Annotated in this window: 16 protein-coding genes; all 16 read left to right on the top strand. The window is 51.7% G+C overall.

Annotated features, from left to right (window positions below; all coding sequences use genetic code 11):
* Positions 1–11: 11 nt before the first annotated feature.
* Positions 12–1,124, top strand: a complete 1,113-nt coding sequence (gene hisC / locus KFS80_RS01030) for a histidinol-phosphate transaminase (protein ID WP_110720381.1) — start codon at positions 12–14, stop codon at positions 1,122–1,124.
* A 28-nt stretch (positions 1,125–1,152) separates the two neighbouring features.
* On the top strand, positions 1,153–3,360 hold the full coding sequence (locus tag KFS80_RS01025; protein ID WP_246541539.1) for a bifunctional prephenate dehydrogenase/3-phosphoshikimate 1-carboxyvinyltransferase: 2,208 nt from the start codon (positions 1,153–1,155) through the stop codon (positions 3,358–3,360).
* Positions 3,357–4,046, top strand: coding sequence for a (d)CMP kinase (gene cmk / locus KFS80_RS01020; RefSeq protein WP_053122460.1), 690 nt, complete (start codon positions 3,357–3,359; stop codon positions 4,044–4,046). The genes KFS80_RS01025 and cmk overlap by 4 nt, the downstream gene beginning before the upstream one ends.
* A gap of 119 nt (positions 4,047–4,165) precedes the next feature.
* On the top strand, positions 4,166–5,848 hold the full coding sequence (gene rpsA, locus KFS80_RS01015; RefSeq protein WP_053122458.1) for a 30S ribosomal protein S1: 1,683 nt from the start codon (positions 4,166–4,168) through the stop codon (positions 5,846–5,848).
* Positions 5,849–6,045: 197 nt separating this feature from the next.
* On the top strand, positions 6,046–6,324 hold the full coding sequence (locus KFS80_RS01010) for a hypothetical protein (RefSeq protein ID WP_212543750.1): 279 nt from the start codon (positions 6,046–6,048) through the stop codon (positions 6,322–6,324).
* 145 nt (positions 6,325–6,469) lie between these two features.
* Positions 6,470–6,766 (top strand): integration host factor subunit beta, encoded by a 297-nt coding sequence (ihfB, locus tag KFS80_RS01005; protein WP_003189779.1) that lies wholly within the window; start codon positions 6,470–6,472, stop codon positions 6,764–6,766.
* 30 nt (positions 6,767–6,796) lie between these two features.
* Positions 6,797–7,036 carry a lipopolysaccharide assembly protein LapA domain-containing protein gene (locus KFS80_RS01000; protein WP_212543749.1) on the top strand — a complete coding sequence of 80 codons (240 nt, stop codon included), beginning with the start codon at positions 6,797–6,799 and terminating at the stop codon, positions 7,034–7,036.
* Positions 7,037–7,263: 227 nt separating this feature from the next.
* A complete protein-coding gene (rfbB, locus tag KFS80_RS00995) occupies positions 7,264–8,340 on the top strand; it encodes a dTDP-glucose 4,6-dehydratase (RefSeq protein WP_212543748.1) in 1,077 nt (358 codons plus the stop codon).
* Positions 8,337–9,230 (top strand): dTDP-4-dehydrorhamnose reductase, encoded by an 894-nt coding sequence (rfbD, locus tag KFS80_RS00990; protein ID WP_212543747.1) that lies wholly within the window; start codon positions 8,337–8,339, stop codon positions 9,228–9,230. Before rfbB ends, rfbD begins: the two co-directional genes overlap by 4 nt.
* Positions 9,227–10,117, top strand: a complete 891-nt coding sequence (rfbA, locus tag KFS80_RS00985) for a glucose-1-phosphate thymidylyltransferase RfbA (protein WP_212543746.1) — start codon at positions 9,227–9,229, stop codon at positions 10,115–10,117. Before rfbD ends, rfbA begins: the two co-directional genes overlap by 4 nt.
* A 47-nt stretch (positions 10,118–10,164) precedes the next feature.
* Positions 10,165–11,088, top strand: a complete 924-nt coding sequence (locus KFS80_RS00980; RefSeq protein WP_212543745.1) for a glycosyltransferase — start codon at positions 10,165–10,167, stop codon at positions 11,086–11,088.
* Positions 11,085–12,041: an NAD-dependent epimerase/dehydratase family protein gene (locus KFS80_RS00975; protein ID WP_212543744.1), complete on the top strand. Its 957-nt coding sequence runs from the start codon at positions 11,085–11,087 to the stop codon at positions 12,039–12,041. Before KFS80_RS00980 ends, KFS80_RS00975 begins: the two co-directional genes overlap by 4 nt.
* 1 nt (position 12,042) lies before the next feature.
* Entirely contained in the window at positions 12,043–13,050 is a 1,008-nt protein-coding gene (locus tag KFS80_RS00970) for an MraY family glycosyltransferase (RefSeq protein ID WP_212543743.1), read from the top strand.
* A complete protein-coding gene (locus KFS80_RS00965) occupies positions 13,050–13,472 on the top strand; it encodes a GtrA family protein (RefSeq protein WP_212543742.1) in 423 nt (140 codons plus the stop codon). Before KFS80_RS00970 ends, KFS80_RS00965 begins: the two co-directional genes overlap by 1 nt.
* Position 13,473: 1 nt before the next feature.
* The gene (locus KFS80_RS00960) at positions 13,474–14,445 is read left to right on the top strand and encodes a glycosyltransferase family 2 protein (RefSeq protein WP_212543741.1); all 972 of its coding nucleotides are present in this window, start codon (positions 13,474–13,476) and stop codon (positions 14,443–14,445) included.
* Entirely contained in the window at positions 14,435–15,496 is a 1,062-nt protein-coding gene (locus KFS80_RS00955) for an acyltransferase family protein (RefSeq protein ID WP_212543740.1), read from the top strand. The genes KFS80_RS00960 and KFS80_RS00955 overlap by 11 nt, the downstream gene beginning before the upstream one ends.
* Positions 15,497–15,515 lie beyond the last annotated feature (19 nt).

Below are 15,515 nucleotides of genomic sequence, written 5' to 3'. Positions count from 1 at the left end.
GGTGGTAGCAAATGAGTGGCAACTTCCTCGCTCTGGCACAGCCGGGCGTGCAACAACTTTCGCCGTACGTTCCGGGCAAGCCTGTGGACGAACTGGCGCGCGAGCTGGATCTGGATCCGGCAAAAATCGTCAAACTGGCGAGCAATGAAAATCCGCTGGGCGCCAGTCCAAAAGCCTTGGCGGCGATCCGCGAAGAGCTGGCCGAGCTGACCCGTTATCCGGATGGCAACGGTTTCGCGCTGAAATCCCTGCTGGCCGAGCAATGCCGTGTCGAGCTGAACCAGGTCACCTTGGGCAACGGTTCCAACGACATTCTTGAGCTGGTCGCGCGCGCCTATCTGGCACCGGGCCTCAACGCGGTGTTCAGTGAGCACGCGTTTGCGGTGTACCCGATCGCCACTCAAGCGGTCGGCGCTCAGGCCAAAGTGGTGCCGGCGAAGGATTGGGGGCATGACCTGCCTGCAATGCTCGCGGCCATCGACGCCAACACCCGCGTGGTGTTCATCGCCAACCCGAACAACCCGACCGGCACCTGGTTCGGCGCTGAAGCGCTGGACGAGTTCCTGCAGGATGTTCCGGAGCATGTGCTGGTGGTGCTGGACGAGGCTTACATCGAATACGCCGAAGGCAGTGATTTGCCGGACGGTCTGGATTTCCTCGCCGCTTACCCGAACCTGCTGGTGTCGCGCACTTTCTCCAAGGCTTACGGTTTGGCGGCATTGCGCGTTGGTTACGGCCTGTCGACCCCGGTTGTCGCCGATGTGCTCAATCGTGTTCGTCAGCCATTCAATGTCAACAGCCTCGCTCTGGCGGCAGCCTGCGCAGCGTTGAAGGACGAAGAATATCTGGCGCAAAGCCGCCAGCTCAACGAATCGGGCATGCAGCAGCTGCAGGCCGGTTTCCGTGAGCTGGGCCTGAACTGGATCGAATCCAAGGGCAATTTCATCTGCGTCGATCTCGCACAAGTTGCAGCCCCGGTATTCCAGGGTTTGCTGCGCGAAGGTGTGATCGTGCGTCCGGTGGCCAACTACGGCATGCCGAATCACCTGCGAGTGACAATCGGTCTGCCAGCGGAAAACAGCCGCTTCCTCGAAGCGCTGCGCAAGGTTCTGGCTCGTGGGTGATGTCACTGCACTGCAATCTGCTGCACCTATGATCGGTCGCCTTGTGGTGGTCGGTCTGGGGTTGATCGGTGGTTCGTTTGCCAAAGGCTTGCGTGAAAGCGGCGTATGCCGTGAAGTGGTCGGGGTCGATCTCGATCCGCAATCGCGCAAGCTCGCGGTCGAGTTGGGTGTGGTCGATCGTTGTGAGGATGACTTGGCGGCTGCATGCCAGGGAGCTGACGTGATTCAACTGGCGGTGCCGATTCTGGCCATGGAAAAAGTGCTAGCGCGTTTGGCGAGCATGGATCTCGGGCAGGCGATTCTGACTGATGTCGGCAGCGCCAAAGGCAATGTGGTGCGCGCGGCAACCGAAGCGTTTGGCGCGATGCCGCCGCGTTTCGTGCCGGGCCATCCGATCGCCGGTTCCGAGCAGAGCGGGGTGGAAGCTTCCAATGCCGAACTGTTCCGTCGTCACAAAGTGATTCTCACGCCGCTCGAGCAAACCGATCCGGCCGCGCTGGCGGTGGTTGATCGTCTGTGGCGCGAATTGGGCGCCGACGTCGAGCACATGCAGGTCGAGCGTCACGATGAAGTGCTGGCCGCGACCAGTCATCTGCCACACTTGCTGGCTTTCGGTCTGGTCGATTCGTTGGCCAAGCGCAATGAAAACCTTGAGATCTTCCGTTACGCTGCCGGTGGTTTTCGCGATTTCACAAGAATCGCCGGAAGCGACCCGGTGATGTGGCACGACATCTTCCTCGCTAACCGCGAGGCTGTTCTGCGCACACTCGATACATTTCGCAGCGACCTCGACGCCTTGCGCGACGCGGTCGATGCAGGGGATGGGCACCAATTGTTGGGCGTCTTTACGCGCGCCCGGGTTGCCCGCGAGCATTTCAGTAAAATCCTGGCCCGCAGGGCCTATGTGGACGCTATGAATTCCAACGATCTGATCTTCCTGGCTCAACCTGGTGGCCGCCTGTCCGGTCGGATTCGCGTACCGGGCGACAAATCCATTTCCCACCGTTCGATCATGCTCGGTTCGCTGGCCGAAGGCGTCACCGAAGTTGAAGGCTTCCTTGAGGGCGAAGACGCCCTGGCGACCTTGCAGGCGTTCCGCGACATGGGCGTGGTCATCGAAGGCCCGCACCACGGCCGCGTGACCATCCACGGTGTCGGCCTGCACGGTCTGAAACCGGCGCCGGGCCCGATCTATCTGGGCAACTCCGGTACTTCGATGCGTCTGCTCTCCGGCCTGTTGGCTGCGCAGAACTTCGACAGTACTTTGACTGGCGATGCCTCGCTGTCCAAGCGTCCGATGAATCGCGTGGCCAATCCACTGCGTGAAATGGGCGCCGTGATTGAAACCGCGGCTGAAGGTCGTCCACCGATGACTATTCGTGGCGGTCACAAGCTCAAAGGCCTGACCTACACCATGCCGATGGCCAGTGCTCAGGTGAAATCCTGCCTGCTGCTCGCCGGTCTGTACGCTGAAGGCAAAACCACTGTGACCGAGCCCGCTCCGACTCGCGACCACACCGAGCGCATGCTGCGTGGTTTCGGCTATCCGGTCAGCGTTGAAGGCGCTACGGCTTCGGTTGAATCCGGCGGCAAACTGACGGCGACCCACATTGAAGTCCCGGGCGACATCTCGTCGTCGGCGTTCTTCCTTGTAGCGGCCTCGATTGCTGAAGGTTCGGAGCTGGTGCTTGAGCACGTCGGCATCAACCCGACCCGTACTGGCGTTATCGACATCCTGCGTCTGATGGGCGCGGACATCACTCTGGAGAACCAGCGTGAAGTCGGCGGTGAGCCTGTGGCTGACCTGCGCGTGCGGGCAGCTAAACTCAAAGGCATCGAGATTCCGGAAGCGCTGGTTCCACTGGCGATCGACGAATTCCCGGTGCTGTTCGTGGCAGCCGCCTGTGCCGAAGGGCGCACCGTACTGACCGGCGCTGAAGAGTTGCGGGTCAAGGAATCGGATCGCATTCAGGTCATGGCGGACGGTTTGCTGGCGCTGGGCGTCAAGTGCGAACCGACCCCGGACGGCATCATCATCGACGGCGGCCAGATCGGCGGCGGCGAAGTGCATGGTCACGGCGATCACCGTATTGCCATGGCTTTCAGCGTGGCCTCGCTGCGCGCCACTGCACCGATCCGCATCCATGATTGCGCCAACGTCGCGACATCGTTCCCGAACTTCCTCGCGCTGTGCGGGCAGGTCGGTATTCGTGTGGCACAAGAGGCTCAGTCGTGAACAACATTGCACCGGTCATCACCATTGATGGGCCAAGCGGCTCGGGCAAAGGCACCGTAGCCGGGATTCTGGCCAAGCGTCTGGGCTGGAACCTGCTGGATTCCGGTGCGCTGTACCGTTTGCTGGCATTTGCTGCGCACAACCATGGTGTTGATCTGACCAATGAAGAGCTGCTGAAGAAACTCGCCGCTCATCTGGATGTTCAGTTTATTGCGGCGACCGACGGTCAGTTGCAACGCATCATTCTGGAAGGTGATGAAGTCAGCGATGTCATCCGCACTGAAAGCGTCGGTTCCGGTGCTTCTCAAGTGGCGGCATTGCCGGCCGTACGCGAGGCGCTGCTGCAGCGCCAGCGGGCGTTCCAGGAAGCGCCGGGCCTTGTCGCGGATGGTCGCGACATGGGCACCGTGGTTTTTCCAGGCGCGCCGCTGAAGATTTTCCTGACCGCCAGTGCCGAGGAGAGAGCGCGCCGTCGATATTTGCAGTTGAAGGGCAAAGTCGAGGGTGTTAGTCTGTCGAGTCTGCTAGATGAGATCCGTGCGCGCGACGAGCGTGACACCCAGCGAGCGGTAGCCCCGCTTAAGCCGGCGGCTGACGCCATACAGCTGGATTCCACGGAGTTGTCCATCGATCAGGTGCTTGAACGCATCATGAGCGAGATCGCCATTCGCGATATCGCCGGGTGACCAAGAAGGCCACAGGGGACCAGTCATAGTCCTGCGGCGCTTCTTCTATATGAAACTAACCCACACCGTCTGGGGTGTGGAGATGGGCGTATCCTTCGCCCTCATTTACAGGAATTAAAATGAGCGAAAGCTTTGCGGAACTCTTTGAAGAAAGCCTAAAAACCCTGAACCTTCAGGCAGGCTCCATCATCACCGGTGTTATCGTTGATATCGATTACCAAGCTCGCTGGGTAACCGTTCACGCTGGCCTGAAGTCTGAAGCACTCATCCCGCTTGAGCAGTTCTACAACGACGCTGGCGATCTGACTATCAATGTCGGTGACGAAGTTCACGTTGCTCTGGACTCGGTTGAAGACGGTTTCGGTGAAACCAAGCTGTCCCGTGAAAAAGCCAAGCGCGCTGAGTGCTGGATCGTTCTGGAAGCAGCCTTCGCAGCTGAGGAAGTGGTCAAGGGCGTTATCAACGGTAAGGTTAAAGGCGGCTTCACTGTCGACGTTAACGGCATCCGTGCGTTCCTGCCAGGTTCCCTGGTTGACGTCCGTCCAGTGCGCGACACCACGCACCTGGAAGGCAAAGAGCTGGAATTCAAGGTCATCAAGCTGGACCAGAAGCGCAACAACGTTGTCGTTTCCCGTCGCAGCGTCCTGGAAGCCGAGAACTCCGCCGAGCGTGAAGCTCTGCTGGAATCCTTGCAGGAAGGCCAGCAAGTCAAAGGTATCGTCAAAAACCTCACCGATTACGGCGCATTCGTCGATCTGGGTGGCGTGGACGGCCTGCTGCACATCACCGACATGGCCTGGAAGCGCATCAAGCATCCTTCCGAGATCGTCAACGTTGGTGACGAAATCGACGTTAAGGTTCTGAAATACGATCGCGAACGCAACCGTGTTTCCCTGGGCTTGAAGCAGCTGGGCGAAGATCCATGGGTTGCTATCAAAGCCCGTTACCCAGAAAGCACTCGCGTTACCGCTCGTGTAACCAACCTGACCGACTACGGCTGCTTCGCTGAGCTGGAAGAAGGCGTTGAAGGTCTGGTACACGTTTCGGAAATGGACTGGACCAACAAGAACATCCACCCTTCGAAAGTCGTACAAGTCGGCGACGAAGTGGAAGTTATGGTTCTGGACATCGACGAAGAGCGTCGTCGTATCTCCCTGGGCATCAAGCAGTGCAAATCTAACCCATGGGAAGATTTCTCTGGCCAGTTCAACAAGGGCGATAAAATCTCCGGCACCATCAAGTCGATCACCGATTTCGGTATCTTCATTGGTCTGGACGGCGGCATCGACGGTCTGGTTCACCTGTCCGACATCTCCTGGAACGAAGTTGGCGAAGAAGCTGTTCGTCGTTTCAAGAAGGGCGACGAGCTGGACACCGTTATCCTGTCGGTTGACCCAGAGCGCGAGCGCATCTCCCTGGGTATCAAGCAACTGGAAAGCGATCCGTTCTCCGAGTACGTTCAAGAGAACGACAAAGGCGCCATCGTTAAAGGCACTGTGAAAGAAGTTGACGCCAAAGGCGCCATCATCGTTCTGGCCGACGATATCGAAGCGACTCTGAAAGCCTCCGAAATCAGCCGTGACCGCGTTGAAGACGCGCGCAACGTTCTGAAAGAAGGCCAGGAAGTAGAAGCCAAGATCATCAGCGTTGATCGCAAGAGCCGCGTAATCCAGCTCTCCATCAAGTCGAAAGACGATGCTGAAGAGAAAGAAGCTATCCAAAGCCTGAAGGCTGAAGAAGCTCCTACTGGCGACACCACCATGGCGGCACTGCTGCGCCAGGCAATGGCCAAACAGAACTAAGTTCTGCTTGATCATTAAAAAGGGCGACTTCGGTCGCCCTTTTTTGTGCCTGCGATTTGGTGGAGAGGCACCTCTCGCGTGAAACCAATCTTGTTACTCAATTGTCTGTTTCTTTATTCGGATCAATCGTCTATTCGCGACTAGGCTTAGGCTGAAGATCGCAGTAGTCGGGCAGATTGCCTGGCATAAGGAAGTGAATGAACAAGTTTATCGTGTTGGTCGGTGTGCTGATGTTGGCGGGCTGCGCTACGAGCGCCAAGACGCATGTGGTGCGCGGCGTCAGCGGCATCGAGGTTGATTGCTCGGGGTTGGGCTCGAGTTGGGAGAAGTGTCAAAAGCGCGCCACAAAAGAATGCAAAGGCGCAGGCTACAAGGTTATTACCAGATCGGATGATGCCAAGGATGATGATCAGTATCCTTTTGGCTTCAATCCTGCGGGCTACCTGACGCGCACGATGTTGGTGATGTGTCGATAGGGTGGATGTTTATAGAGCTTCTGCCCTGAAAACGGGCGTTTCAATGCGCAGGAAGATATGTCAATCCCTGGGCTGTTCAAAATCTTCCGGGCGTGCTAAAACCTTTCAAGCGCTGATCTAGCTGCTTGAAAAAGAAGGGAAAAATATGACGAAGTCGGAGTTGATCGAACGAATTGTCACCCATCAAGGGCTGCTCTCATCCAAGGATGTAGAGCTGGCCATCAAGACCATGCTTGAACAAATGTCTCAATGTCTGGCCACCGGTGATCGAATCGAGATCCGCGGTTTTGGCAGCTTCTCCTTGCACTACCGCGCGCCGCGCGTTGGGCGTAATCCTAAAACCGGTCAGTCTGTGAGTCTGGACGGAAAATTCGTTCCGCATTTCAAGCCAGGCAAGGAATTGCGTGATCGGGTGAATGAAGAAGAGGAGGAGGGGGTTTGATCTTCGCGAAAGAAGTCCGAGGAGGCGCTAATGCGTAATCTCAAGCGCATGTTGCTTGGTGTGTTTATTCTGATGCTGGCGCTGATTATCCTGGCATTCATTCTTGAAAACCAACAATCGGTAGCGCTGTTGTTTTTTGGGTGGTCTGGGCCTCAACTTCCAGTATCGCTCGTTGTGGTTGTAGCGCTTCTTGCGGGAATGTTAATTGGCCCGGTACTCGGTTGGTTTTTGGGGCGCTCGTCCAGGTCAGCGCGCAAACGTCTCGTGTAAGAAGCATTCCGTGAGAGGCGCTCAGTGTTTTGCATCGCTGTTTGTCTATATCCATTAGTAAATCGTTCATTAAGCTGTAAAATGCAGCCCTTGTTCGGTAGTGGCAAATTCCCACATCGTTTCAGATAGGCTCTGCCAGAGGCCTGATGTTCGGTGGTTTTTTTGCATTCATGGATTGGACGGTGCTCGTTGGTGACACTGTCAGCAACTCAAGGGTATGGTTTCGCGTGAAAATTCTAGTTACCGGCGGCGCCGGTTTTATCGGCTCGGCAGTCATCCGTCACATCATCTCCAATACTCTCGACTCGGTCGTTAACGTCGACAAATTGACTTATGCCGGTAATCTTGAGTCCTTGGCTGACGTGAGTCAGAGCTCGCGTTATGCATTTGAACGCGTTGATATCTGCGACCGTGAACAAATCGATCGCGTGCTGCGTGAGCACCAACCGGATGCGATCATGCATTTGGCTGCCGAATCTCACGTTGACCGTTCTATTAGTGGTCCGTCCGAGTTCATCCAGACCAATATTATAGGCACTTACACCCTGCTGGAGGCTTCGCGCCACTACTGGGCGGCCATGGATGATGCACGCAAGGCCAACTTCCGCTTCCACCATATTTCCACTGACGAAGTTTATGGTGATCTCGAAGGCCCGGAAGATCTCTTCACTGAAACCACTCCATATCAACCAAGCTCGCCGTACTCGGCGAGTAAGGCGAGTTCCGACCACTTGGTTCGTGCTTGGGCGCGCACTTACGGTCTGCCGACATTGGTCACCAACTGCTCGAATAACTATGGCCCTTGCCACTTCCCTGAGAAATTGATTCCACTGATCATTCTCAATGCACTGGAAGGCAAGCCGTTGCCGGTTTACGGGAAGGGCGATCAGATTCGCGATTGGTTGTATGTCGAAGATCACGCACGTGCTTTGTACAAAGTCGTTACCGAGGGTGTCCTGGGTGAGACTTACAACATCGGCGGTCATAACGAAAAGCAAAACATCGAAGTGGTGCACACGCTTTGTGCACTGCTGGATGAGCTGCGTCCTGATTCCGCTAACCGCCCGCATGCAAGCTTGATTACTTACGTTCAGGATCGCCCGGGTCACGACCTGCGTTACGCGATCGACGCGAGCAAGATTGAGCGTGAACTTGGCTGGACGCCGGAAGAAACTTTCGAAACCGGTATTCGCAAGACAGTTGAGTGGTATCTGACCAACACTGAGTGGGTTGAGCACATAAAGAGCGGCAGCTATCAGCAGTGGATCGACCAGAATTACGCCGATCGTTCGAATAAGGCATGAAAATCCTTCTTCTGGGAAAAAGCGGTCAAGTGGGCTGGGAGCTGCAACGCTCGCTTGCACCGCTAGGCGACCTGGTCGCACTGGATCGCCATTCGGCCAATGGCTTGAGTGGAGATTTGTCGGATCTGGAAGCATTGCGTGCGACTATTCGCCGGGTCAAGCCTGACTTCATAGTCAATGCAGCGGCTTATACAGCGGTCGATAAAGCTGAGGCCGAAACCGAGCTGGCTGACCGTGTCAACGGCCAGGCCAGTCAAGTGATGGCCGAAGAGGCTTCGGCACTGGGGGCGTGGCTGATCCACTACTCCACTGACTACGTTTTTGATGGTAAAGGGCTGGCACCATGGTTGGAAACAGCTGCAGTTTCTCCTGTGAATCACTACGGTGCGAGCAAGCTGGCGGGCGAGCGGGCGATCATTGCTTCGAAATGTAAGTACCTGATTTTCCGAACGAGTTGGGTCTATGGTTCACGGGGCAATAATTTTGCCAAGACGATGTTGCGCCTAGCCAAAGATCGCGAGACCCTCAGCGTAATCGCCGATCAGATTGGTGCTCCGACCGGGGCGGATCTGATTGCGGATGTGACCGCATTGGCTATTCGGCAGGTTCAGCACCAGCCCGAGTTGGCTGGCGTGTACCACTTGGCGGCGGCAGGCGAAGTGTCTTGGCACGGGTATGCTACGCATGTCATTGATTTCGCCAAGGCGAACGGTGAGGAACTGGCTGTTACGGTTATAAACCCAATCGATACCTCCGCCTACCCGACGCCAGCACGACGCCCGCTGAACTCACGGTTGGACACTCAGAAGCTGCGTAATAATTTTTCTCTACACTTGCCGGATTGGCAGAGTGGTGTAACCCGAATGCTTAGGGAAGTTCTGAACAAATGACCACGACAAATCGTAAAGGCATCATTCTCGCTGGTGGATCGGGCACTCGCCTTCATCCGCTGACTCTAGGTGTGTCTAAGCAGATGTTGCCTATTTACGACAAACCTATGATCTTCTATCCACTTTCGGTGTTGATGCTTGCAGGGATGCGCGAAGTTTTGATCATTTCAACTCCTGAAGACTTGCCTAGTTTTCGCAAGCTTCTCGGTGATGGTGATCAGTACGGTATAAAGCTATCGTACGCTGTACAACCTAGCCCAGACGGACTTGCGCAAGCTTTCATTCTTGGAGAGGAGTTCATAGGAAATGACCCTTGTTGCCTCATTCTTGGAGACAACATTTTCTATGGTCAGCATTTTTCAGATAATTTGCGCTCGGCTAGCGCGCAAGAGCAAGGTGCCACGGTTTTCGGCTATCGCGTTTCTGATCCAGAACGTTTTGGTGTTGTTGAGTTTGACTCGGCCGGTCGAGCCTTGAGCATCGAAGAGAAACCGCTCATTCCAAAGTCTAACTACGCTGTGACCGGCCTATACTTCTATGACAACAGCGTTGTCGAGATCGCCAAGAGTATCAAGCCTTCATCGCGAGGTGAGCTTGAGATTACTGACGTGAATCGTGCTTACCTCGACCAGAAAACACTCCATGTTGAAATGCTCGGCCGTGGTTTTGCATGGCTGGATACTGGCACCCACGATTCACTACTTGAAGCAAGCCACTTTGTGCATACCATTGAGCAAAGACAAGGGCTGAAAATCGCTTGCCTAGAAGAAATTGCTTATAACAATGGATGGATTAATACAGAACAATTGGCAGCTCAGGCGGAATCAATGAAAAAAACGGGTTATGGACAATATCTGAAACGACTGTTGGATTCCAACGCGCACTGATATTGATGTTTATTTTCGCTCCTAAGTAGGCAATTTGCAGGATTAAAATGTCGGTTAGATCCCGAAAAGTCGCAGTCTTGTTAGCTGCCTACAATGGAATGGAATGGATAGAGGCGCAGCTGACCTCTATCCTCCATCAGTCGCTCGTGGATGTTACCGTTTACATAAGTGTTGATCCGTCCTCTGATGGAACGGAGTCATGGTGTGCACACTACGCGAAAATGCATCCTGAGATAGTCGTTCTTCCAGAGCATGGAAAATTTGGAAGTGCTTCACGGAATTTTTTCCGGTTAATTCGTGATGTGGATTTCGATACTTACGACTTCCTTGCGTTTGCTGATCAAGATGATTTATGGCACATCGATAAACTGTCGCGGGCAATTGAAGCCATTTGCGAGAAAAAAGTAGATGCTTACTCCAGTAATGTAACAGCGTTCTGGTCAGATGGTAGAACTCATCTACTGGATAAAGCACAACCCCAGGTTGCGTGGGACTACTTGTTCGAAGCGGCTGGCCCTGGTTGTACATACGTCATGACGAATGAACTTGCCACCTCCATGAAACATGCGGTTTGCCAGAACTGGATCAAGATACAAGATGTCAGCCTGCATGACTGGTATTGTTATGCCTTTGCTCGTAGCAATGGCTTTACCTGGTACATTGATCCAAGGCCGTCTATGGACTACCGGCAACACGCACGTAATCAGGTAGGTGCAAATAAGGGGTGGAAACCCTTACTGGCACGCTACAGTATGATTAATGACGGTTGGTGGTTCGGTCAAATCAAAATTTTATCACAACTTTTTGGGCGTGCTGCCTCACCAATAACTCATGATTGTTTGCGCTTGGGATGTCCGCAGTTAATACGTCTATCTTTTAAAGCGTGGCAATGTCGTCGCAGGAAACGCGATAAAATTTTATTTTTTATAATCTGTTGGGTCGGTGCATTTTCAGTGAGTAAGTTGAAATGACTGCATCGAGAGTATTGGTGACTGGAGCAAGAGGGCTGGTCGGCGAGGCATTAGTTTTTCGATTGATGGTGGACCAGAAGCATATACCCGTCGCAGCGGTCCGGGGTGTGACAAGATTAAGTGGCCTCTGCTCAGTATTGCCGCTGGAATTGACAGCTCCTGCAGATCTGCCTGATTTTACTCATATAGATGTAGTGGTGCATGCGGCGGCCCGCGTGCATGTGATGCGTGAAAACGTGACCGACGTCATGGAAGCATTTCGCAAGGTAAATGTAGAGGGAACCGTTCGTCTTGCACTCACTGCTGCAGCTGCAGGAGTGAAACGTTTCATTTTTATCAGTTCTATAAAAGTCAACGGTGAAAGCACATTGGCGGGCAAAGCTTTCCAGGCGGATGATTTACCTTACCCCGAAGATGCGTATGCCATTTCCAAATATGAGGCGGAGCAGAGGTTAAGACAAATAGGACAGGAAACGGGCATGGAGATTGTAATTATCAGGCCTCCGCTAGTCTACGGTCCCGGCGTAAAAGCTAATTTCCTGACGATGTTGAAATTCGTTGGGAAAAATATTCCTTTGCCGTTAGGAATGATAAAAAATAGAAAGAGTTTTGTTTCGATCTATAATCTTACTGATTTTATTGTGACGTGCATTGATCACCCAGGTGCAGCTAACAATACTTTCCTTGTCAGCGACGATTGCGATGTTTCAACAACAAAATTAATGCGGCTTTTGGCGTCCGCGATGAAGAAAAAGTCTCGGCTGGTGCCAGTCCCTAGTGTATTGCTCAAGACAGTCGGCATGCTGCTCTGCAAACGCGCGGTAGTGCATCGTGTTTGTGACTCATTACAAGTTGATATTAATAAGAATCGAATATTGTTAGGTTGGAGTCCACCGGTAAATATTGAGGTGGCGATACAGCGTACTGTGCACTTTTATCAGGAAAAAAGATAAAATGATGCTTTCTTTATTGCTGGCTGTATTGCTGGGGTCATGGGTATTAACATTTTTGATGATGCGCTATGCATTAGCCAAAAAAATGATCGATGTACCCAATGAGCGCAGTTCGCACACGACTCCGACCCCGAGGGGCGGAGGCGTTGCTATTGTAGTTGCCTTCAACTTGGCTCTACCGTGTCTTTCTCTACTGAATGTTTTAAGTCTGAACGCACTTTATGGGTTGTGGGGTGCGGGTATTGCGGTGGCGGTAATAGGATTCGCTGATGATCACGGACATATCCCTGCTCGCTGGCGCTTGCTAGGGCATTTTTCCGCCGCCTCTTGGGCGTTATATTGGATGAACGGGTTCGCACCACTGACTATCTATGATGCTCCAGTTGATCTAGGAGTGATGGGGACATTGTTAGGAATGTTTTATCTGGTGTGGTTACTTAATCTTTATAACTTCATGGATGGTATTGACGGACTGGCAAGCATTGAAGCCATTACTACTTGTTTAGGGTTGGCGCTTGTTTATTGGTGTAGCGGTTATTCAGATCAAATTTGGTTGGCTCTTCTGTTGGCGGCATCCGTTCTGGGTTTTTTATATTGGAACTTTTCTCCGGCGCGCATCTTTATGGGTGATGCAGGCAGTGGTTTTCTGGGTGTTTCATTAGCAGTCATTATTTTGTACGGTGCTTGGTTGTCTCCAGAATTATTTTGGAGTGGCCTTATATTGCTTGGTGCGTTCATCGTTGATGCAACATGGACGCTCATCGTCCGACTTGTAAACGGCGAAAAAGTACACGTTGCTCACAGTAATCACGCTTATCAGCACGCTGCGCGATACTTCGCCAGCCATAAACTCGTGACTCTTGGTGTTATCAGTATAAATATTGTATGGCTCCTGCCTTTGTCTCTGATGGTTGGATTGAAGATGCTGAGTGGGATAGTAGGTTTAATGATTGCGTATATCCCTATATGTATCTTGGTTTGGAAATTTAAAGGTGGGAGGCCGGCCTGATGGGAAGTAATACTAATCGAAAACTTGATGGTGCATGGCGCCAAATTATGGATAACACTCTAATTAAATTTTTGCTGACAGGTGGGCTCGCGACCTTGCTTCAGTATTTCATACTGTGGTGTGGAGTCGAATTTTTAGGACTGCTTGCTGCTACGGCATCCGGAATAGGGTACATGGCCGGCTCCATCGTTAGTTACTTTGTTAACTATTACTACACGTTTAACAGCACTCAGTCTCATACGGGAGCAGCAGCCAGATTTTACATCATGGTGTGTATTGGCTGGCTTATGAATACTGTGATTGTCGGCTTGCTGGCTGATTTTATGAACTGGAATAAATGGATTGCACAAGGAATCGCTACGGCGATCGTTTTGATTTGGAACTTTTGTTCCTCTCGCTACTGGGTTTTTAAATCGGTGTGACATGAAAAAATTAATATCTGTTGTGGTGCCCGCTTATAACGAAGAAGAAGTAATCGAGCTTTTTCATAGTCGCATGAGTGAAGTCTTTGAACAGTTGTCAAACTATAATTGTGAGATGATTTTTGTTAATGACGGAAGCACTGATAAAACACAATTTTTAATGAATCAGTTGGCGAATCGAGATGATCGTGTCAGTACGGTCAATTTATCAAGAAATTTTGGTAAAGAAGCCGCTATGAGCGCCGGTCTGGATGTGGCGAAAGGAGACGCAGTCGCTATATTTGACGCGGACTTGCAAGACCAGCCAGAGTTGTTGCTAGCGTTTGTTGATAAGTGGGAAGAAGGTTTTGACGTAGCTTATGCCAAACGCACTCACCGCGACGGTGAATCTTGGTTAAAAAAATTTACGGCTTCAATTTTCTATAAGTTAATGCTGAAGATATCCAGGGTGAATATTCCGCAGGATACAGGTGATTGCCGCCTCATGAGCCGGCGTGTAGTTGATGCCTTGATCTCACTGAGGGAGCATCACCGCTTCATGAAAGGCCTGTTTGCTTGGGTGGGCTTTCCTTCGGTAGCGGTAGAGTATCGCAGAGATTCGCGAGCAGCCGGTGTTACCAAGTTTAACTATTGGAAATTGTGGAATTTTGCATTGGAAGGCATCACATCCTTCACAATTGCACCATTGAAAATAGCGAGCTATCTCGGTTTTATCGTCGCTTTGACCGCTTTTCTATTCGGTATTTTTATTATCTTGAAGACGTTATTCCTGGGCGATGTGGTCCGAGGGTACCCAACATTGATGGTGACAGTGCTATTTATAGGTGGTATCCAATTGTTTTTTATTGGCGTCCTTGGCGAGTATATCGGTAGGGTGTTTGGTGAAACCAAAGCAAGACCGCTGTACCTCATAGCAGAGCATAAGATTTCCCGTATTGCTTCAACGGCGAACGAGGTTGGCGATGAAAAATGATACGCTCGGGGAACTGTTTAAGAACAAAACTAACAATTTGAATTTAATGAGGTTGATTGCTGCTCTTGCCGTAATTTATGGTCATGCCTCAGCGGTTACTGGCAAAGGCCCTGCCGATATATTTTTACAATGGGTGGGTTATAAGTTTATCGGAGGCGTCGCCGTTGATGTCTTTTTTGTAATCAGTGGCTATTTGATCACCCAAAGTGCGTTGAGTAAAAATGGATTAATTTATTACTGTGCTTCAAGGATTCTTCGAATTTACCCTGGCTTGATAATGTGCGTGTTTTTCACAGTTTTCATTTTAGGTTTGAGTCTGACGAAAGCTCCCGATTATTTGCATTCCCAACAGGTGTGGGAATATTTTTTTGTGAATATCAGTGCTTTTAATACTGCATATTTTTTGCCGGGGGTGTTTGAAAATCTACATGACAAAGCCATAAACGGTTCTTTATGGTCTCTCGTGGTAGAAGTTCGACTGTACATTATCGTACTGGCGCTGGCGGTTTTGGGTGTTCTGAAAAAACGTTCAGTTTTCAATTTTCTGTTCTTTTTTAGTATTATCGCTGGTTACTTAAATCCCGAGTTCTGGAAGTTTCTGTTCCTCTATGAAAATCACCAGCATGTTGCCTTGATGTTTCTGATAGGTAGTTTTTGCCTTATCAATAAAGACGTCATTTATATCGGCCCGGGCGTTTTGCTGCTGCTGATGTTCTTCGCGGCGTCACAACACGGTACCCCCTCTTTCGGTGTTGCTTATACAATACTAATACCTTATTTGGTATTCTATTTGGCTTTCGCGCCAGGCTTTGGATGGTTTAACAAGTTTGGAGACTACTCTTATGGTGTTTACCTATACGGTTGGATATGCCAGCAACTTGTGGTCATGTGGTTACCTGAATCTACCAATTTTTCGTTGACCATACTAAGCAGTTTGCTGGCGTTCTCTTTTGCCTTTGCGTCTTGGCACCTGGTGGAAAAACCTTCGATCAACTGCCGTAAGTACTTTAAACCATCCTTTTCTAAACCTGCCTTGACTACTGAAGTTTAGAATCTTTTTGGGGAGTGGA

The sequence above is a fragment of the Pseudomonas rustica genome (assembly GCF_018336155.1).
In the GTDB taxonomy this organism is placed as follows: Bacteria; Pseudomonadota; Gammaproteobacteria; order Pseudomonadales; family Pseudomonadaceae; genus Aquipseudomonas; species Aquipseudomonas rustica.
This window is presented reverse-complemented; position numbering and strand designations above follow the sequence as displayed.